Source organism: Limnohabitans sp. TS-CS-82 (genome assembly GCF_002943475.1).
In genome coordinates, this window is sequence record NZ_PTQX01000002.1 from 24109 (window position 1) to 44248 (window position 20140).

The 20140-nt window shown below is 54.4% G+C and carries 19 protein-coding genes; 9 read left to right on the forward strand and 10 right to left on the reverse strand.

All coding sequences use genetic code 11. The features are described from left to right. Window positions 1–100: 100 nt before the first annotated feature. Window positions 101–2386: an ABC transporter ATP-binding protein gene (locus C5F52_RS04665; RefSeq protein WP_104797196.1), complete on the forward strand. Its 2286-nt coding sequence runs from the start codon at window positions 101–103 to the stop codon at window positions 2384–2386. Beyond that, a complete protein-coding gene (locus C5F52_RS04670) occupies window positions 2383–2862 on the forward strand; it encodes a DUF1854 domain-containing protein (RefSeq protein ID WP_104797197.1) in 480 nt (159 codons plus the stop codon). The genes C5F52_RS04665 and C5F52_RS04670 overlap by 4 nt, the downstream gene beginning before the upstream one ends. A gap of 15 nt (window positions 2863–2877) precedes the next feature. On the opposite strand, the gene C5F52_RS04675 is transcribed toward C5F52_RS04670, so the two are convergent. The 6 genes from C5F52_RS04675 to C5F52_RS04700 all read right to left on the reverse strand — a co-directional run bounded on the left by C5F52_RS04675 (window position 2878) and on the right by C5F52_RS04700 (window position 10301). Further along, a complete protein-coding gene (locus C5F52_RS04675; RefSeq protein WP_104797797.1) occupies window positions 2878–4527 on the reverse strand; it encodes a phosphoethanolamine transferase in 1650 nt (549 codons plus the stop codon). Between the two features lie 31 nt (window positions 4528–4558). Continuing rightward, entirely contained in the window at window positions 4559–5923 is a 1365-nt protein-coding gene (locus C5F52_RS04680) for an MBL fold metallo-hydrolase RNA specificity domain-containing protein (RefSeq protein ID WP_104797198.1), read from the reverse strand. A gap of 44 nt (window positions 5924–5967) precedes the next feature. After that, window positions 5968–7107: a molecular chaperone DnaJ gene (gene dnaJ / locus C5F52_RS04685; protein ID WP_104797798.1), complete on the reverse strand. Its 1140-nt coding sequence runs from the start codon at window positions 7105–7107 to the stop codon at window positions 5968–5970. A gap of 101 nt (window positions 7108–7208) precedes the next feature. After that, a complete protein-coding gene (gene dnaK / locus C5F52_RS04690; protein ID WP_104797199.1) occupies window positions 7209–9131 on the reverse strand; it encodes a molecular chaperone DnaK in 1923 nt (640 codons plus the stop codon). 71 nt (window positions 9132–9202) lie between these two features. Beyond that, window positions 9203–9730: a nucleotide exchange factor GrpE gene (gene grpE / locus C5F52_RS04695; protein WP_104797799.1), complete on the reverse strand. Its 528-nt coding sequence runs from the start codon at window positions 9728–9730 to the stop codon at window positions 9203–9205. Between the two features lie 220 nt (window positions 9731–9950). Next, window positions 9951–10301 (reverse strand): FKBP-type peptidyl-prolyl cis-trans isomerase, encoded by a 351-nt coding sequence (locus C5F52_RS04700; protein ID WP_104797200.1) that lies wholly within the window; start codon window positions 10299–10301, stop codon window positions 9951–9953. Between the two features lie 146 nt (window positions 10302–10447). Between C5F52_RS04700 and C5F52_RS04705 the strand changes: the two genes are divergently transcribed. The 3 genes from C5F52_RS04705 to arfB are packed head-to-tail and all read left to right on the forward strand — an operon-like array spanning window position 10448 to window position 12786. Continuing rightward, window positions 10448–11425 (forward strand): tripartite tricarboxylate transporter substrate binding protein, encoded by a 978-nt coding sequence (locus C5F52_RS04705; protein ID WP_201746965.1) that lies wholly within the window; start codon window positions 10448–10450, stop codon window positions 11423–11425. A gap of 13 nt (window positions 11426–11438) precedes the next feature. Next, window positions 11439–12389: an AEC family transporter gene (locus C5F52_RS04710; RefSeq protein WP_104797202.1), complete on the forward strand. Its 951-nt coding sequence runs from the start codon at window positions 11439–11441 to the stop codon at window positions 12387–12389. A 7-nt stretch (window positions 12390–12396) separates the two neighbouring features. Further along, on the forward strand, window positions 12397–12786 hold the full coding sequence (gene arfB, locus C5F52_RS04715; RefSeq protein WP_104797800.1) for an alternative ribosome rescue aminoacyl-tRNA hydrolase ArfB: 390 nt from the start codon (window positions 12397–12399) through the stop codon (window positions 12784–12786). Window positions 12787–12799: 13 nt separating this feature from the next. Here the strand turns inward: arfB and C5F52_RS04720 are convergent, their stop codons facing one another. Both C5F52_RS04720 and selD read right to left on the reverse strand, forming a co-directional pair. Continuing rightward, the gene (locus tag C5F52_RS04720; RefSeq protein WP_104797203.1) at window positions 12800–13141 is read right to left on the reverse strand and encodes a zinc ribbon domain-containing protein YjdM; all 342 of its coding nucleotides are present in this window, start codon (window positions 13139–13141) and stop codon (window positions 12800–12802) included. A 55-nt stretch (window positions 13142–13196) separates the two neighbouring features. Further along, on the reverse strand, window positions 13197–14264 hold the full coding sequence (gene selD / locus C5F52_RS04725; RefSeq protein WP_104797204.1) for a selenide, water dikinase SelD: 1068 nt from the start codon (window positions 14262–14264) through the stop codon (window positions 13197–13199). A gap of 112 nt (window positions 14265–14376) precedes the next feature. On the opposite strand from selD, the gene C5F52_RS04730 reads away from it, so the two are divergent. Then, complete coding sequence (locus tag C5F52_RS04730; protein WP_146100031.1) at window positions 14377–14784, forward strand: hypothetical protein; 408 nt, start codon at window positions 14377–14379, stop codon at window positions 14782–14784. After that, window positions 14781–15749: a CapA family protein gene (locus C5F52_RS04735; protein WP_236657733.1), complete on the forward strand. Its 969-nt coding sequence runs from the start codon at window positions 14781–14783 to the stop codon at window positions 15747–15749. The genes C5F52_RS04730 and C5F52_RS04735 overlap by 4 nt, the downstream gene beginning before the upstream one ends. On the opposite strand, the gene C5F52_RS04740 is transcribed toward C5F52_RS04735, so the two are convergent. Further along, a complete protein-coding gene (locus tag C5F52_RS04740; RefSeq protein WP_146100032.1) occupies window positions 15725–16066 on the reverse strand; it encodes a hypothetical protein in 342 nt (113 codons plus the stop codon). The genes C5F52_RS04735 and C5F52_RS04740 overlap by 25 nt on opposite strands. Window positions 16067–16320: 254 nt before the next feature. Here C5F52_RS04740 and C5F52_RS04745 point away from each other — a divergent pair, with 254 nt between their 5' ends. After that, a complete protein-coding gene (locus C5F52_RS04745; protein ID WP_104797207.1) occupies window positions 16321–18234 on the forward strand; it encodes a 7TM-DISM domain-containing protein in 1914 nt (637 codons plus the stop codon). Further along, window positions 18219–18896, forward strand: a complete 678-nt coding sequence (locus C5F52_RS04750) for a response regulator transcription factor (RefSeq protein WP_104797208.1) — start codon at window positions 18219–18221, stop codon at window positions 18894–18896. Before C5F52_RS04745 ends, C5F52_RS04750 begins: the two co-directional genes overlap by 16 nt. Before the next feature lie 10 nt (window positions 18897–18906). On the opposite strand, the gene C5F52_RS04755 is transcribed toward C5F52_RS04750, so the two are convergent. Then, window positions 18907–19311 carry a hypothetical protein gene (locus tag C5F52_RS04755; RefSeq protein WP_104797209.1) on the reverse strand — a complete coding sequence of 135 codons (405 nt, stop codon included), beginning with the start codon at window positions 19309–19311 and terminating at the stop codon, window positions 18907–18909. Window positions 19312–20140: the final 829 nt, after the last annotated feature.

Here is a 20140-nt window from a genome sequence, read left to right on the forward strand (position 1 = left end):
ATTTGCATACGTGTGGGGGTACAACAAAGTCCTGGCTCCTGCTTTTTATTTTTATCGCCGTCCATCGATTTGCATCGATTGAAGCAGCAAAATTCCAATAATGAATTCTTCTTTATCGGCTTCGACCAAAGTTGTTTTGCCCGAGGGCTGGCAATCTTCAGCGTTTGCACAACTGTCACCTCAAGAAAACGTTCTAGCCTGGCTAGAGGTTGACCTGAACGCCCAATTACATTTTTCGCTAGGGCTGCTAATTGTGACAGACCAGAGGGTGCTTTTTGCCTCCCAAGAGACGGGCTCTACCCCCGTCTGGGACAGCTGGCCACTGGCTGCTGGCATGAAGATGACCCACACTGACCATGCCGGCGTGGGCACTCTGAGTTTGGTGGATGCCACGCACCGCATTGCCAGCTGGCGATTCACCTTGACGCACAACGTCACGGCCATGCGCTTGCAAGAAAAGTTTGCGGAACATCTTGAGGTTTTGACCCATGGCAAGTCCTTGGCCACATCCGCCCAAGCGCGTTGCCCACAGTGCAAATTGCAGCTAGAAAACGTAGGCGATGAGTGCCCCGTCTGTAGCCGCGAACAGCACGCGCCGCTGTCGACCTGGGGCTTGTTCCGCCTGTGGCGCTTTGCCAAGCCTTATCAATGGCGACTGTTGGCAGGCTTCTTGTTGACGCTGGCTTCTACCGCTGCAACTTTGGTGCCGCCTTACCTCACCATGCCTTTGATGGACGATGTGTTGATTCCGTTTCAAAACGGCAAAGACATTGACCACGATTTGGTCTACATGTACCTGGGAGGCTTGCTGGGTGCAGCTTTGCTGGCCTGGGGCTTGGGTTGGCTCAAAACCTACATCTTGGCCTTGGTGTCTGAGCGCATTGGTGCCGATTTGCGCACCACGGCCTATGAGCACTTGATGCGCTTGTCGCTCGAATACTTTGGTGGCCGTCGCACGGGTGACTTGATGAACCGCATTGGCGCCGAGACCGACCGCATTTGCGTGTTTTTGTCGCTGCATTTGCTGGATTTTGCGACCGACGTGCTCATGATTGTCATGACAGCCTCCATCCTCATCAGCATCGACCCCAAGCTGGCTGCTGCCACGTTGTTGCCGTTGCCGTTCATCGTGTGGTTGATTCACACGGTGCGAGACAAACTGCGCACGGGTTTTGAGAAGATTGACCGCGTGTGGTCAGAGCTCACCAACGTGCTGGCCGACACCATTCCCGGCATCCGTGTGGTCAAAGCCTTCGCTCAAGAGACACGTGAAGCCAACCGCTTTCGCGATGCCAACAAGCACAACTTGGCCGTGAACGACCGCATCAACTTTGTGTGGTCTTTGTTCTCGCCCACGGTCACGCTGATGACCGAAGTCGGTTTGTTGGTGGTGTGGGGTTTTGGCATTTACTTGGTGTCGCACAACCAAATTTCGGTGGGTGTCTTGGCAGCGTTCTTGGCCTATATCGGGCGCTTCTACACACGCCTTGATTCGATGAGCCGCATCGTCTCTCACACCCAAAAAGCGGCGGCGGGTGCCAAGCGTATTTTTGAAATTTTGGACCACGTCTCCAGCGTGCCAGAGACTGTCAATCCTCAAAAGTTACCAACGCCACTGCAAGGTCGCATTGAGATTCAGGATGCAGGTTTTCGTTATGGCAACCGCGCTGTGATTCGCGGCATGAACCTCACCATCCGCCCCGGCGAGATGATTGGCTTGGTGGGCCAAAGCGGTTCGGGCAAGAGCACCTTGGTCAACCTGATTTGCCGTTTCTACGACTTGAGCGAAGGCTCCATCAAGCTCGACGGTATCGACATTCGCAACATCGCTTTGTCGGACTTCCGCAGCCACATTGGCATGGTGTTGCAAGAGCCATTCTTGTTCTTCGGCACGATTGCAGACAACATCGCCTATGGTTTGCCAGATGCAAGCCGCGAAGAAATCGTGGCCGCTGCCCGTGCAGCCCACGCGCATGAGTTCATCTTGCGGTTGCCGCAAGGCTATGACTCTTTGGTGGGCGAACGCGGTCAAGGTCTGTCGGGTGGTGAGCGTCAGCGCATCTCGATTGCGCGTGCGTTGCTGATCAACCCACGCATCCTCATCTTGGACGAAGCCACGGCGTCGGTGGACACCGAGACTGAGCAAGAAATTCAAAAGGCCTTGGACAACTTGGTGCAAGGACGCACCACGATTGCCATTGCCCACCGTTTGTCCACGCTCAACAAAGCCGACCGTTTGGTGGTGATGGAGCAGGGCGTGGTGGTGGAAGAGGGTGACCACGACACGCTTATGGCGCGTCAAGGTGCGTACTACCGCCTGTATGAAGCTCAAGCGAAAAATGCAGAAGATGCCGTGGCGCGCGCTTCGACGAAGGAGTCTGAATGAGTACCGTCGTGACACAAAATTTCTCTTTGGCTTTTGACCCCTTCGGCAAACTGGTGGTCACCATGGCAGATGGCACACAACACGTGGGTGCTGTGGTGGCCCGTGCGTTTCCGATTGCCACCCCTGACCAATGCATTTCTATCTTGAGCGCCGAAGGCAAAGAACTGGCCTGGGTCGAGAACCTCAACGACCTTCCCGCCAACGAACGCGACATCGTGGCGCAAGCGCTGCAAGGCCGTGAGTTCATGCCGGAGATATTGCGTTTGGATGGGGTGAACAGCTTTTCCACGCCCAGCGTTTGGCGTGTGCAAACTAACCGTGGTCCTGCGCAGTTGGTGCTCAAAGGCGAGGAAGACATTCGCCGCTTGAGCGCTTCGCGACTCATCGTGGCCGATGCCCACGGTGTGCAGTTCTTGATTCGCGACTTGCCGTCGCTAGACCGTCACACGCGCAAGCTGCTCGACCGTTTCTTGTAAAACGGTTCGAGAGGTTTAACGGCCTTCGCAGGCTGCAAAGAAATCACGCTCGCGCTGGTAGACGCTGGTTTTCACCGCCATCAAACCCAGCACCGAATGAAACAAGTGGTCGTGTGACAGCGGTTTGTCGCGTAGGGTTTGCAAGCAGCGCGTGCTCACATGGCGGAACTGTTCAAAGCCAGGCGATAGCCAAGTGATCATGGGGACTGTGGTTTGTTCAGGCGGCGCTATGTTGTAGGGCAAGCCATGCAAATACATGTTTTTTTCGCCCAAAGATTCGCCGTGGTCTGACACATAAAGCATGGCGGGCGTGCTGATTTTTTCTTGTGCTTTGAGCCAAGTGATCACACGTGACAAGAAATAGTCAGTGAACACAAGGGTGTTGTCATAAGCATTGACCACTTGGGCTCGGTCACATTGCGACAGTGAGGTGTCGGTGCATTCAGGCGTGAAGGTTTTGAATTCTGCGGGCGTGCGCTTGAAGTAGGCGGGGCCATGGCTACCCATTTGGTGCATCACCACCACGGTGCCCCGTGCGCGGCGCTCAGTGGGGAGCTTGGCGAGTTCGGCGTCGATGCGCGCGAGCATCACGGTATCGCGACATTCGTCACCTGTGCAGTGCTCAGGCAGTTTGAGGTTGGATGTGTTCACGTGAGGCACGCGCACGCATTGCTCTTTGCAGCCCGATTGGTTATCTATCCACAACACGGCGTAGCCCGCGCGTTGCAACACATCCAGCATGTTTTCAAATTCACTGCCGCGCTTGGCAAACTCGGCGCGGCCGAGGTGCGAAAACATGCATGGCACCGATTCGGCCGTGCTCGTGCCGCAGGAGCTCACTTGGCTGAAACTGGTGATGTTTTCTTTGGCGAGCAAAGGGTTGGTGTTGCGCTCGTAACCATTGAGCGAGAAGTTTTGGCTGCGTGCTGTTTCTCCCAGCACAAACACCAACAGCGGTGGTTTTTGTGGCGTGCGGCCGGTGCTTGATGCAATGTGTGCATCCAATCCCAAGCTTTGCATAGGACCGCGGGGCTGATCGGAGGGAATCACCGTCATATCCAGCACGGCGTAGACGCTGTTGAGTGGGTTGATCTGGTAGCGCATCTGGGGGTGGTTGCGCATGAGCGACGAGAAGTCTTTGAAGACCAGTTGCGTCGTGCCAAACGCCAATGCCAATGACACGGCAAACAACCCAGCATTGCGCAGCATTTGTTGCGTCAAGGGCCGTGTGGTCATGGGCTGACGCCAGAGCCACATGAGCGGTAACACAGCCAAGACTAAAACCGTACCGAGCAATTGCCAACTCAGCTGATCGCGCGCCTCACGCGTGTCGGTTTGAAGCACGTTCACCAGCATCGGTGTGTCAACCACGACGCCATACATCAACATGTAGTGTGTGGCGAAAGCTGCGAGCAGCACAAGCAAGGTGATGGCGGGTTTGAGCGTGAAGCGCCAAGCCAGCAGTGACAACAAGGCGGCGACCACGCAAGCAATCATCAAGGCGAAAGCTACACCAAACCCCATCCCGTGCCATCCTGTGAGATCGGGCAACGCGAGCAATGTTCTCCATAGGGCTAAGTTCCCTGCCACGGCCAGCCAAAGGCTGGCTACGACCACCAACGTGGTGCTCGTGCGAGCGGTGCGGATAGGAGGTTTTAGAAACATGATGCGCATACGTCTGACGTGTTCAAGGGTTTCAAGTCGGCCACGTGCTGCCATGCTCTGGCACCACGGCGCGCCACTTGAGCTCGTGTTCAATGCGCTGACGCAGCATGTCTGAAGCTTCGAGTTCACCATGCACGACATACACCTGATCTGGCGCATGTTTCATGTGTTTGAGCCAATCTAAAAGCTGCGTGGCATCGGCATGGGCTGAAGACGATTGAAGCTGTACCACTTCGGCATTCACTGCCACCTCTTGCGCATGGATGCGCACGGTCGTCCCGCCTTTGGCCAGCGTGTCGCCGCGCGTGCCAGGTGCTTGGTAACCCGTGAGGATGACCATGTTGCGATGGTCAGGCAGGTAGTGAGCCAAATGGTGCAACACGCGCCCACCCGTGGCCATGCCACTGGCCGACAAAATCACCATGGGGCCATGGCGTTTGGCGAGCGCTTTGGACTGCTCGGGTGTTTCCACCATGGTGGCGATGTGCTTCACTTGGTGCAAAGCTTCGGCATCGAGGCGGTGCGCATCGGGGTGACGTGGCAATAGTTCGGTGGTGTGCACCGCCATCGGGCTGTCCAAAAAGATGGGCAAGCTGTGCGGTATTTCGCCGCGTTCTTTGAGAAGGGAGATTGCGTAGAGCAGTGCTTGCGCACGCCCCACCGCAAACACAGGCAACACGGCAACACCGCCACGTGAGGCCACGCGTTTCAAAGCCGGTGCCAGCTCGGCCAGCACATCTTCTTGGGGGTGGCTGCGGTTGCCGTAGGTGGACTCAATCAGCACGGTGTCTGCCTCGGGGGGCAAGTCAGGTGCTTTCATGATGAGGTCGTCAGGGCGTCCCAAATCGCCGCTGAACAAAATACGACGACCCCCGACTTCTAAAAGAATGCTGGCTGCACCCAAGATGTGGCCTGCCGACGAGAACGTGGCTTTCCAACCAGGGAGTGGCGAAAACGTTTTGCCAATGACTTCTGGGTGTAAAAGGTTCAAGCTCACAATGGCATCGTGCTTGCTGTAAAGCGGCAGGGCAGGCGCGTGTTTGGAGTAACCGTGGCGATTCACAAACGCAGCATCCTCTTCTTGGATGTGGCCGCTGTCTGGCAGCAAGATGGCGCACAAATCGCAGGTGGCCGGTGTGGCATGCACACGGCCACGAAAGCCTTGGCGATGTAGCAGCGGCAAATAGCCACTGTGATCTAAGTGTGCGTGGGTGAGCAGCACCGCATCGACATCGGCAGCCTCGATGGGCATCGGGTTCCAGTTGCGCAAGCGCAGCTGTTTGTAGCCCTGAAACAAACCGCAGTCGACCAGCAATTTCTTGCCGTCGTGCTGAACCAAATATTTAGAACCGGTGACCGTACCAGTTCCGCCCAAGAATGTGATGTTGACGCTCATAGGCGAAGTATCTCCTCTTTACGTGACGAAACTTCGCGCAGGTCTTAGTTAAAGAAGCGCTTGAGCTTGTCAGCCCATCCACCCTCGGCGGGTGAATGCTTCGCACCACCTTTTTTCAACGACTCATCCAGCTCTTTGAGCAGCTTGCGCTGGTGCTCGGTGAGCTTGACCGGTGTTTCCACCGAAATGTGGCAATACAAATCGCCTGGGAAGCTGGAGCGAATGCCTTTCAGGCCTTTGCCACGCAAACGGAATTGCTTGTCGCTTTGCGTGCCTTCGGGAATGTCAATCGCTGCTTCGCCGGCCAGTGTGGGCACGCGAATTTCGCCGCCCAACGCTGCGGTGGTGATGCTGATGGGCACCGAGCAGTGCAGGTCGTCGCCATCGCGCTCAAAGATGTCATGCTTCTTGACGCGAATCTCAATGAACAAGTCGCCAGGCGGGCCGCCGTTGGTGCCGGGCTCGCCGTTGCCGGTGCTGCGGATGCGCATGCCGTCGTCGATGCCGGCTGGGATTTTGACTTCGAGTGTTTTTTGCTTTTTGAGCTTGCCTTGGCCGTGACACATATTGCACGGGTCAGGAATGATCTTGCCTGAACCTCGGCAATGTGGGCAGGTTTGTTGCACGCTGAAAAAGCCTTGGCGCATTTGCACTTGGCCGCTGCCGTGGCAAGTGGTACAGGTCTTGACCGAGGTACCTGGCTTAGCGCCTGAGCCATCACAGGTTTCGCATTCGTCCCAGCCTGGAATTTTGAGCTGTGCGTCTTTGCCATTGGCCGCTTCTTCCAGCGTGATTTCCATGGCGTAGCTAAGGTCGTTGCCACGGTACACCTGACGTCCACCCGGGCCACGACGTTGTTGGCCAAATATGTCACCAAAGATGTCGCCAAAGGCTTCACCAAAACCCGCACCGCCAAAGCCGCCCGCACCACCAGGGCCGCCGCGCATATTGGGGTCCACGCCCGCATGGCCGTACTGGTCGTATGCGGCACGTTTTTCGGGGTCGGACAACATCTCGTAGGCCTCTTTGACCTCTTTGAACTGCGCCTCAGCTTCCTTGGCTTTGTCGCCTTGGTTGCGGTCGGGGTGGTGCTTCATCGCGAGTTTGCGATAAGCCTTTTTGATCTCGTCGTCGTTCGCGCCTTTGGCAAGGCCGAGTACTTCATAAAAATCGCGTTTGGACATGGTGGGGCGTTGCCGTTGTTGGGGCTTGATCAAGACTTCGCCGCGTGTTCACCTTTTCAGGCGAAACGCGGCGAGGTCAGCTCAGAAGGTGAGAAAAGGGTTTAGCCTTTTTTGACTTCTTTCACTTCAGCGTCGACCACGTTGTCGTCGGCTGGTTTGGCTTCAGGGCCGGCTGCTGCGCCACCAGCGGCTTGCGCTGCTTGCATGTCAGCGTAGACTTTTTCGCCCAGCTTCTGTGAAGCGGTCATCAAGGCTTCGGTCTTGGCATCGATGGCGGCTTTGTCTTCGCCTGTCAATGCTTCTTCCACTTCTTTGATGGCGGCTTCGATGGTTTCTTTTTCGCCAGCGTCGAGCTTGTCGCCGTGCTCGCCCAAGCTCTTCTTCACGCTGTGAACAGCGGCGTCAGCTTGGTTGCGTGATTGCACGATTTCGAGTTTCTTCTTGTCTTCGGCGGCGTTCAACTCGGCGTCTTTCACCATTTGTTGAATTTCGTCTTCGCTCAAACCAGAGTTGGCTTTGATCGTGATCTTGTTTTCTTTGCCTGTGGCTTTGTCTTTGGCGCCCACGTGCAAGATGCCGTTGGCGTCAATGTCAAACGACACTTCAATTTGTGGCGTGCCACGTGCTGCAGGTGCAATGCCTTCGAGGTTGAACTCGCCCAAGCTCTTGTTGCCAGACGCCATTTCGCGCTCGCCTTGGTAGACCTTGATGGTCACGGCAGGTTGGTTGTCGTCGGCGGTCGAGAAGGTTTGTGCAAACTTCGTGGGGATGGTCGTGTTCTTGGCGATCATCTTGGTCATCACGCCGCCCAAGGTTTCGATACCCAAGGACAGTGGTGTGACGTCGAGCAACAACACGTCAGTGCGGTCACCAGACAACACTTGACCTTGAATCGCAGCACCCACGGCCACGGCTTCGTCAGGGTTCACGTCACGACGTGGCTCTTGACCGAAGAACTCTTTGACCTTTTCCTGCACCTTGGGCATACGGCTCATACCGCCGACCAAGATCACATCGTCAATGTCACTCACCGACACGCCGGCATCTTTGATGGCGGTGCGGCAAGGGGCGATGGTGCGCTCGACCAACTCGTCCACCAGCTGTTCCAACTTGGCGCGGTTGAGCTTGATATTCAAGTGCTTAGGACCAGAAGCGTCAGCCGTGATGTAAGGCAAGTTGATGTCGGTCGATGTGGCCGATGACAATTCAATCTTGGCTTTTTCAGCGGCTTCTTTCAGGCGCTGCAAGGCCAACACGTCTTTGGACAAATCAACGCCAGATTCTTTCTTGAACTCGGTGATGATGAAGTCGATGATGCGTTGGTCGAAGTCTTCGCCACCCAAGAATGTGTCGCCGTTGGTGGACAACACTTCGAATTGTTTCTCGCCATCAACGTCAGCGATTTCGATGATGGACACGTCAAATGTGCCGCCACCCAAGTCATACACCGCAATCTTGCGGTCGCCTTTTTCGGTTTTGTCCAAACCGAAAGCCAGGGCAGCAGCCGTAGGTTCGTTGATGATGCGCTTGACATCCAAGCCTGCGATGCGGCCTGCATCTTTGGTGGCTTGACGTTGTGCATCGTTGAAGTAAGCAGGCACCGTGATGACGGCTTCGGTCACTTCTTCGCCGAGGTAGTCTTCGGCGGTTTTCTTCATCTTGCGCAAAATTTCAGCGCTGATTTGAGGGGGGGCCAACTTGTTGCCGCGCACTTCCACCCATGCGTCGCCGTTGTCGGCTTTTGCAATGGTGTAGGGCATCAAGTCGATGTCTTTTTGAACTTCTTTTTCCGCAAACTTGCGACCGATCAAACGTTTCACCGCGTACAAAGTATTGCGTGGGTTAGTGACCGCTTGGCGCTTGGCAGATGCGCCGACCAAGATTTCGCCGTCTTCTTGATACGCAATGATCGACGGGGTGGTGCGAGCGCCTTCTGCGTTCTCGATCACTTTGGTCGTGTTGCCTTCCATGATGGCCACGCACGAGTTGGTGGTGCCCAAGTCAATACCGATGATTTTTCCCATTTGTAACTCCAGTAACTTTTAAAAATTCAGATAGGGCTTAGTTGTGGATAACTTCGCCAATTTCAAGTGTTTTATTTCGGTGCGGCCACAGTGACCAGTGCAGGACGCAACACACGCTCGGCGATTAAGTAGCCTTTTTGCAAAACAGTTACCACGGTGTTGGCTTCTTGTTCGGCTGGCACCACGCTGATGGCTTGGTGCTGTGCAGGGTCAAATTTGGCACCGGCCGCAGGGTCGATGGCCACAATCTTGTTGCGTTCCATGGCGCTTTTGAGCTGACGCAGCGTTGCTTCTGCGCCTTCACGGATTTGTTCAGGCGTGGCGGTTTGCACGGCCAAACCAGCTTCGAGACTGTCGAGCACAGGCAGCAAGCTGTCGGCAAAGCTTTCCAGTGCGAATTTGCGGGCTTTGGACACTTCGTCATCTGCGCGGCGGCGTGCGTTTTGCACTTCGGCTTGGCCGCGGATGTATTGGTCTTGCAGCTCGGTCACTTTGGCTTGCAAAGTGGCGACTTCGGCTTGGGCTGCGGCCAAGGGGTCGAGCGGAGCTGCTGGTTCAGCAGTTGCAGCAGCTTGGTCGGCTGGCGCCATGCCGGCCATGTGGGACGCCAAATGGTCAGCGGCGGAGTGCGCAGCTGCGGAATCTTTGTTTTCTGTAGGTTCTGACATGCTTTGTAGGGCTTGTGTGAAGGAGATTCAGCAGAGCTGAGGCCATCCGACCCTATTTCAAGAGGGGTTTTGTAAAAAATTTGCAGGGGCAAAACAAAGCGGGGCCGCGCCCCGCTTGTCATCGGCAGTCAAAAACTGCCGTGAACCCAATTTATTCGAGGCCGAGCAGTTCGACGTCAAACTTCAAGGTGGCGTTCGGTGGAATCACGCCGCCCGCGCCACGTGCGCCGTAGCCCAGCTCTGGCGGGATGATGAGGGTGCGTTGGCCGCCAATCTTCATGCCTTGAACGCCTTCGTCCCAGCCCTTGATGACCATGCCTGCGCCCAATGGAAATTCAAAGGGGTCATTGCGGTCGCGGCTGGAGTCGAATTTGGCGCCTTGTTCGCCATCTTTGTAGAGCCAGCCGGTGTAGTGCACGCTCACGTGCTGGCCAGCGGCGGCTGTTGCGCCGTCGCCCACCACGTTGTCGGTGTATTGCAGGCCGGAAGGGGTCGTGTTCATGGCAAATCCTTGAGGGTCAAAAAACGTAACCCCAGAGTGTACCCAGTGACGTTTGGGGGATGAAGGACCCGTGGTTCTTGACGGTGGCGTCAGGCCTTTCATGATGGAAGAGAATGCAATCTTTTGAATTTTGTGGAGAGGTTCCTATGCAAGCTCGTCGCTGCTTTGTTTCTCGTGTGTTGGTTTCATGTCTGCTGATGTGTGGTGCCTTAGGGGCCCATGCACAGTCCTATCCCACCAAGCCTTTGCGCATCGTGGTGCCGTTTGGCGCTGGCGGTGTGGCTGATCTGACCGCACGCACGGTCGCGCAAAAAATGTCGGAAGGCTTGGGCCAATCTGTGGTCATTGACAACCGCCCTGGCGCTGGCGGCATTGTGGCTGCTGAAATGGTGGCCAAGTCGGAGCCCGATGGCTACACCTTGTTGTTGATGTCTAACGCCAACGCCGTGAGCGCCGGTTTGTTCAAAACATTGCCGTTTGACCCTGTCAAAGACTTCACACCTGTGTCGTTGATGGGCACGTTTGATTTGGCCATTGTCACGAGCGCTGAATCACGCTTTCAAACGCTGCCTGAGTTGTTGGCTTGGGCCAAAGCCAACCCTGGCAAGCTCAACATTGGCAGCATCAACATCGGCAGCACCCAGCACTTGACGGCTGAGTTGTTCAAATCGGTCGCTGGTTTGGATGCCCAAGTGGTGCCTTTTAATGGCACACCTGCTGTGATGACCGCCTTGCGTGGTGGTCAAATTGATGTCGCGGTGGAAGTGCTGAGCCCTGTGCTGCCGCAAATCAAAGGCGGCGCTTTGCGCGCCTTGGCCGTCACAGGTCAGAAGCGCAACACGGCTTTGCCACAAGTGCCCACTGCCAAAGAGGGCGGCGTCCCTAATTTGGTCGCCACCTCATGGAATGGGTTGGGCGTACCCGCCAAAACACCGCAAGCGGTGGTGGACCGCTTGAACAAAGAGGTGAATGCCGCTTTGCAAAATCCAGCCGTGCGCCAAAAGCTGTTGGACTTGAATGTGGAACCGCACCCCAGCACCGTGCCACAAGCACAAGAGTGGTTACAAACCGAGATCAAGCGTTGGGGCGATGTGATTCAACGCGCGGGTATTCAAAAGCAATAAACGTTAGCCGCTCATGCTCAACATCCTCACCATCACCGGCCCGATTTATTTGTCTATTGGTCTTGGATTTGCGGCCACCCGTCGCGGGATGTTCAGCAAAGTGGATGGGCAAGTGCTGGGGCGTTTTGTGTTGAACTTCGCGTTGCCAGCCATGCTGTTCAACGCGCTGTCACAGCGCAACTTTGCCGAGGTGCTCAACCCCAACTACCTGATGGCGTACGGTGCGGGGTCGATGTTTTCGTTCGCAGTGGGCTTTTGGGTGTGGCGCATGTGGCGTAAAAAACCACTGACCGAAAGCGGCATGGTCGCGATGGGGGTGAGTTGCTCAAACAGTGGCTACGTGGGCTATCCCATCCTGTTGCAGTTTTTAGGGCCAGCGGCGGGCGTGGGGCTGGCACTGACGGTGTTGATTGAAAACTTGGTCACTATTCCACTGGCTTTGGCCATTGCGGAGAGCGGCGAAACCGAGCACCTGTCTTGGCAACACACCGTGCTTCAGAGTTTGAAGCGCATGATCAAACTGCCCATGATGCAAGCCATTTTGCTTGGGCTGGTGTTCTCCATGATGGGTTGGCACTTGCCTGAGGTACTGTCGAAAACCGTCAATCTTTTTGCCGCATCTACCGCGGCGATTGCGTTGTTTGTGAACGGTGGTTCTTTGGTCGGGATGCGCGTGGTCGGTTTGATTCAAGAGGTGCGCTGGATTGCGGTGGGCAAACTGGTGCTGCACCCCTTGGCAGTGGGACTCATGCTGATGGTGGTCGGGCCAATTGACCCCAGCCTCAAAATCTCTGCGGTGTTGTTGGCTGGCATGCCCATGCTGGGCATTTATCCTTTGTTGGCACAGCGCCATGGCCAAGAAGGCTTTTGTGCTGCCGCTTTGTTGGTGACCACCATTGCATCGTTCTTCACCATCAGCCTGATTTTGTGGGCCATGGGTGAGCTGCCTGGCTGGCACGTGTAAGACGCCCATGCACATCAAAGAGTCCGAAGTTGAGGTGACCGCCATCCGTGCCCAGGGCGCGGGCGGGCAAAACGTCAACAAGGTCTCCAGCGCGATTCACCTCCGCTTTGACGTGATGGCGTCTTCTTTGCCCGAGGATGTGAAAGAACGTTTGATGTGCTTGTCAGATCACCGCATCACCAACGAGGGCGTGGTGGTGATCAAGTCGCAAGAGCATCGCAGCCAAGACATGAACCGCATCGAAGCCTTTGCGCGTTTGCTGGAATTGGTGCAAAGCGTGGCCAAGCCACCCAAAAAACGCAAACCTACCAAGCCCACGTATGCCTCTAAGCTGCGCCGCTTAGACAGCAAAAAAAAGACCTCGGCGATCAAATCGAACCGAGGTCGGGTGCTTTAAGCGCTGCGCGTGTTTAGGCTTTGCGCAGGAAGCAAGCCTTCAACATGTAGTTACCCACATCCATCTTGCAGTCCACCTCGTGGTCACCGCCGACCAAGCGAATGCTTTTGACTTTGGTGCCCATCTTCAGGGTGGTCGATGAGCCTTTGACCTTGAGGTCTTTAATAAGCACCACGGCGTCGCCGTCTTTGAGCACGGTGCCGTTGGCGTCTTTCACCACCGCTTCGTCTTCGTCATCTGCTGCGGCAGCGGCCACCATGGGCCACTCATGCGCGCAATCGGCGCACACGTAGTTGTCGCTGTCTTGGTAAGTGTTTTCTTGGCCGCATTGGGGGCAGGCTGGAATGGTTGACATGTGTTTGTTTTCTTTCAGTGAGAGCCGTTTAAATTGATGAGGCCAAGCTGGGTGCTTAACGAATTTGCAGCTTGATGCCGTTGGCCAACGCCGCCGTGATTTCACCCACTTCGCACGCATCACCAAAGCCGTGTTGCTGGAACACCGCCAGCACTTCAGCGACCGATTCGGGGGCGCAAGCCACCAGCAATCCGCCGCTGGTTTGAGGGTCGCTCAACAAGGCTTGGTCAATCGCGTTGCATTCAGTTGAAAGCGAGATCTCACCGCCGTAGGCCTCCCAGTTGCGCCCCGAGGCACCGGTGAGCATGCCTTGCTCGGCCAGTTCGCGCACACCGTGCAACAAAGGCACTTGGCTCATATTCAGTTGCACCGTGTGGTGGCTGCCACGTGCCATTTCTAACGCATGACCCGCTAAGCCAAAGCCTGTCACATCGGTCATGGCGTGCACGCCCGCCAAGGCTGACAGAGCCGCGCCCGGTGTGTTGAGCTTTGTGGTGTTGGCAATCATTTGGGTATAGCCTTCGGGGCTGAGTGCGTTTTTTTTCAAAGCAGCCGACAGCACGCCCACGCCCAGAGGTTTGCCCAAAATCAAACGGTCGCCCACGCGTGCATCAGCATTACGTTTGATGCGTTTGGGGTGCACGAGGCCCAACACCACCAAGCCGTAAATCGGCTCGACCGAGTCAATCGTGTGGCCACCTGCGATGGGAATGCCCGCTTCACGGCACACGCTTTGGCCACCATCCAAAATTTTTCCAATCGTCTCTGGGGGCAGCACGTTGATGGGCATGCCCACCAAAGCCAAAGCCATGATGGGCGTGCCACCCATGGCATACACATCGCTGATGGCGTTGGTGGCGGCGATGCGGCCAAAGTCAAACGGGTCATCCACGATGGGCATGAAGAAGTCCGTGGTGGCAATCAAGGCTTGCTCGTCGTTGAGCTGATACACAGCGGCATCGTCTGCGGTCTCGATGCCCACCAACAACTGGGGTGGGATGGGCATGGCACTGGTGCTTTTGAGAATCTCGCTCAACACGCCCGGCGCAATCTTGCAGCCGCAGCCACCACCGTGAGAGAGGCTGGTCAAGCGAGGGATGGCGGAGGGGAGGGAAGAACTCATGGCAAGGCTTTCGTGAATAGCCTTTGATTTTGCCAGCTACAAGGGCAAACCCATAGAAAGGCCGATTTGCCAGTCTAGTAGGCTGTGCAGCATCAAGAGTCTGGAGATGGGCATGCGTTTTCGTTGGTGGCTGCTGGCCATGTTGTTACCCGCGGTGTTGCCAACTGCGGTGCAAGCCGCGCCTGAGTTGCGTTGCCACTTTGAGGTCAATGCTGAGCGCTTTGAACACAGCTTCGCGCCGGTGTCTGACCCATATATCGTGCAGAGCATCAATTTGGCAGACCGGTTTCGTTTCAAGGCAGTGGTGTTGGGCAACGACACCCGCGTGGACTTGGTCAACTTGTATGTGTCCTACCAAACCGACCGCCAACCCATGGTGTTGCAACACCTGAAGTTTGTGGCACCAGTCGCGCAACGCCAGCCTACGCCTGATGCATTGACCGGTCGTGTGGCCTTGTATTCCCCCTTTTTAGGCAAAGAGTTGCAGTACGGCTGTGCTTTGCATGCGGTGGCGCCATGAAGTTTTTGCAACCTCTCATTTTGAAAACCGTAGCACTCGGTATGAGCACGGTGCTGTGCATGAGCGCTGCAACAGCACAAACACCTGAGCCTGTGGTGTCGGTGGTGTTTGCCGGTGACATCATGCTCGAAGGCGGCCCAGACCGTGCCATTCGCCGAGGACGCGACCCGTTCGCTGGCGTGGCGCACTTGTTCAAAGGTGCAGATGTACGTCTTGGCAATTTAGAGTGCGTGGTGGCCACCGTGGGCTCTGTTGAACCCGAAAAACCCAACGTGTTTCGTGTGCATCCGCGTGGCTTGAAATATGTGCAACGCCACTTCGATGCGGTGGGTTTGGCCAACAACCATTCGGGTGACTATGGCCCCGAAGCGTTTGCGCAGATGTTGGGCTTGCTCAAAAAATCAGGCTTGGGTTATTACGGCGGTGGCCACAATTTGAAAGAGGCGCACACACCACTCATTTTTGATCGAGAAGGTGTGCGTATCGCCGTGCTTGGCTACGACGAGTTTCAGCCACGTAACTTTGAGGCCGACCATGACCGCCCGGGCGTGGCGTGGAGTGAGGACGAGCAAGTGGTGCGTGACATCACAGACGCACGTCGCGTGTGGAAGGCCGATGTGGTCATCCCCGTCATGCACTGGGGCTGGGAAGAGTCGATTGCCAATGCACGCCAACGTGCGTTGGCGAGGCTGATGATTGACGCGGGTGCTGATGCGGTGATCGGTGGGCATCCGCACCAGTTACAAGACACAGACATCTACAAGGGTAAACCAATTTTCTACAGCTTGGGCAACTTCGTGTTTGAAGGCTTCCCCGACAAAGTCAACAATCTAGGTTGGGTGGTGCGTCTCACGTTAGATCGGCAGGGGGTGAGGCATTGGCAGGCACACACCGTGAAGATCGACAAACAAGGCTTGCCGCGTGCTCCTGCACGGCCAACTCAAGGGGAGGTGATCCGTGAGTGAGCCTCGATGAATGCCTCTTTGCCTTGTAGCGGTAGTTCACACAAACCATGGGCGTGCACGGTTTGTTGCTGGTTGTTCACTTGGCTGTATTGCACGGCACCTGTGATGGGGTTGAGTGAGAGCTGAACCCGCTCGATCTTTTGCGGCATGACGTGTTGGTATTGAAAACGCCATTGCTGATTGGTGATGTCCGCGCTCATGCGGCGAATTTTTTGCTCGCTCAACACAGAGGGTTGTGTCGCATAGAAGAATTCAATGTGAGTTTCGCCTTGCATGCGCACGATCAGGTCGTCGTTTTCAGTTCGCTGAATATTCAATTGAAAGGTCTCAATCCTTATTTTTTGACTGGCTTGCGCATCCACCACAGTGACCAATGCTTGGCAGGTTGTAACGAATGATGTTTGGGCCAAACTGCTAGTGCAAACCACACACATGCATGCGGCCACTATGCGGTTGAAATTCGTTAACAAAAGGGTCACCGTAATGCGATGCATGTCAATTATCAAAAATAGAATGTAGGTAATTGTAGGCTTTATGCATTCAAGGCGTTAGCATCAAGTCAGAGACCTATATGTATTCACTGATTTCAAAGATATTACGCGCTGGTGCGACCTTGTTGAGCGCTTTTTGCCTCTTATCGCTCGTGTTGCCTACCCATGTGGCTGCCAAAGATTTGGTCTCCGCGCGCAGCTATTGGGAAGACGCGCAAGGTCAGTCCAGCTTTGATGATGCGCAAACGCAGTCATACACCTCATATGACGGCATCTTGGCCAAGGGCTACAGCGATTCAGTTTTTTGGCTGCGGCTGAGGGTTGAACCGGTCGCAGCAGTGCAAGCAAGTGAAAAACTTGTACTCCGTGTGCGGCCTTCGTTTCTTGACCAAGTTGTGTTGTTTGATCCTGCAGACACAACGCGAACTGGCCCCGTCAATGCCGGGGATATGACGGCTTGGGCCGAGAGCGAATACCAGTCGTTGAACCACGGATTTTTGATCGCATCTTTGCCACAAGCGCGCGATGTGTATTTGCGTGTCAGCAGCACCAGTACCCTGATGATTCATGTGGAGGTGCTGACCCAGCTTGACGCCTCGCGCTTGGACCATACGCAGGAATTGATCTATTCCGTCAGCACAGGGTTGATCGTGATGTTCTTGGCTTGGGTTTTTGTCAGCTGGCTCAATGACCGCGACCATGTGAACCGTGCGTTCGTGATCAAGCAACTTGCTTCCATTCTTTACACCGTGGGGTACTTTGGTTATTTCCGCGTGTTTTTCGGAGAGTCGGTGTCACCCACGGGTATCAATTTGCTTTTCAATATCGTGGTGATCGCTGCGACAGGGTTGGCGTTTTGGTATGAAACGCACTTTTTGCGAGATTACGAACTACCTGCATGGCTGATGCGCGTTGTGCGATCTTTTTATGTTTCGGCCTTCGTTGCGATGGCTTTGTTGTTCTCTGGCTATACGCGTCTGGCGCTTCAATTCAACATGGTGGTGATTGGTGTTGGGTCCGCTTTTTTACTGATAGCGGTCTTGGTTTTTTTAAGAAATCCACCAAACAAGCAGACCGCTGGTGTTCCGTTTCGTTTCAATCGAAGTACCGTGACGGTGTATTACCTCAGTCTCACCTTTGCGCTGTGGGTGGCTGTTTGGCCTAGCTTGGGTTTTGATGTGGCCACAGAGTACAGCCTGCATAACTTGGTGCTGAATGGTTTCTTTTCTGGCTTGTTGATGACCATCTTGTTACAGGTGAGGGTGCGCCGTTTTGAGCTTAGTCGGCGTGAGGTTTCCAATGCTTTGTATTTGTCGCAGCAACAAGTGGCGTTTGAGCGACAGCGCCGTGATGAGCAAACGCATTTCTTGCACATGCTGATGCATGAGTTGAAAACCCCCTTGGCCGTGATTGACATGGCGCTGCACACGCACACCGACCCCGAAAAATCCGCCGCCTATGCCAGCCGAGCTGTCGTCGACATGAAAGCCATTCTGGAGCGATGCATTGACGCAGATCAAATCGAAGAAGGCGCTCTAGAAGCCAAGGTCGAGCGTGTGGATGTGGTGCGCTTGGTGAATGAGCTGATCTTCAGTCAAAACATTCAAGCTGAGCGGTTGTCGTTACAAATGCCAGAGGTTCCAGAGGTGCTGACAGACCGCCAGTATTTGCGCATCATTCTGGGTAATTTGTTAGACAACGCTTTGCGATACAGCGATGGTCGAACGCCTGTTGATATTCAGGTTGTGCAATCTGATGGGCCTGATGGTGCGCCAGGTGTTGCGGTGACTTTTTCTAATCGTCCAGGCTTGGCCGCATGGCCAGAGCCTAGCAAAGTGTTTCAAAAATACTATCGCAGCACAGGTGCGCAAAGCCAATCGGGTACCGGCTTGGGTTTGTTTTTGGTATCAAGCTTGGCCAATCGAATTGGTGCGTACTGCCGTTATGCGCCCGATGAAAAACGTGTGAGGTTTGTGTTGTGGCTACCCATTTGAGCATCGTGGTCGTTGAAGACCACCAAGATTTACGCGAACTGACGTGCATGGCCTTGGCCAACAAAGGCCACCATGTCTTGGGCCTGTCTTGTGCCGAAGAGCTAGAAGATGCCGTCAAAGGTAGTTCAGTGGATGTCTTCATCTTGGACTTGAACTTGCCAGGTGAAGATGGCATCAGCTTGGCCAAACGCATTCGCCAAGCCTATCCCTTGGTGGGCATCGTCATGTTGACCGCACGTTCGCAATCCAAAGAAAAAGTGCAGGGCTACGAAAGTGGCGCCGACTTGTACATGACCAAGCCTGTTGACTTTGAGGAGCTGTGCGCTGCCTTGCAAGGGTTTGTGCGGCGTCGTCAGGCTTCACCAGAGGGCGCCTTGACGCTGAGTAAGTTCACACTTACGGGCGCTACTGGCTCGGTGCGCTTGTCGTCCGCCGAGGCTGACATGTTGATGGCTTTTGCCCGTGCCCCTTCCAGCCGTTTAGAAACATGGCAATTGGCGCACATCTTGGGGCTTGAGATGGATGGTCTGAACAAAGCTAGCCTAGAAGTACGTATTGTTCGCTTACGCAAAAAAATGGTGGAAGCGGGCGCACCCAGTAACGTGATTGAGTCCATCCGAAATGTTGGCTACCAGCTCAGCGTGCCGATTCAGATTGTTTAATACGGCGCTCTTAAGCTAAGCTTTTTTGCAGGCTTTGCTGTTTGAGCAGTAAATCTAATATCGCCGAAATTAGCTGTTTATTAGCGTGTGTCAGCAGCGACCAATCATGCAAAACAGACTCCGCCAATTGCTTGTCCGTGAGAGTCACGTTTGTAGGCATGGCTTGATGGACAGTTTCCTGTCCCCATCGTAGCCATTCAGCGGATGTTCCGAGGATTTTTGCAAGGACTTGAATCTTCTCCATTTTTGGCAGAGTGGGGCCATATAACCATTTTCTTGCTGCATTTGTACTAACTGGCGACCCTCTCCAGCGTAAGTTGAACTCTCGTGCAAGCAGGGTTGGGCTAATAGGCTTCCCCCTCAGTAGAAGCTGACTTTGTAGCCGTTTTGCAAACGAGTTTTGATCTTGGTTCATAGGTGCTTTTGATAGCAACTAATTTACGTCAAAAGCAAATCAAAAAAATAACTATAGTTGCTAATCTATGGAACTGAAGTTATATTTACTTTATGAAATTGACAAATGAAAATTGCTCCTTGCGCAGTTATTTGAACGAGAAAAGTAGGTCCTTTAAATCCGAATCATGCATGCTAATAATTTATAAATTATTGTTTTATATAGTATTTTTGGATTGCCTGGGCTTAAGTTTTTCTGCTTTTTCTCATTAATTTCTATCTTTCTCATTTTTACAGATTTTGGCAATTCAAAGTTGCGAAAACGTAACCGAAGCAACTAATAGTTGCCAATTTAAAAACAAAAATACATACAGATATGACAAGTACACCTGAGCTCGTCAAACATCGCTTCTCGGAAGAGTTAAGGCGGTGCTGCGGTAGCCATTACCAAACGGTTCCGTCGAATGAACAGTTCGCACGCGACCTGTATCTGTCATCCAAATACGGTCTCAAGGTGAGCAGGGAGACTGTACGGAAGTGGTTTAAGGGGGATTCATTTCCAGATTTAGATCACCTGTTGCATCTCATCAGGTGGCTCGGCTTAGATATGACAAAGGTATTTGTCGATGAGTTGCAGCACGAGAAAAACAAAGTAGAGGCATCCCGACTGCAGTACTTAGACATTAGCTCTATTGAGCAGATCACGCCGGAACAGATTGACTCCTTTGTTGGGCTTTTGAACTCAATCAAAAACTCAGACTTAGTTAAGAGTCGCAGGCGCTAAAAAGTAGAACAAGTGGTGAAGAGAGATTTGATTTCAAAGCAAAAGGTGAGCGAGAACCCAGCACTGG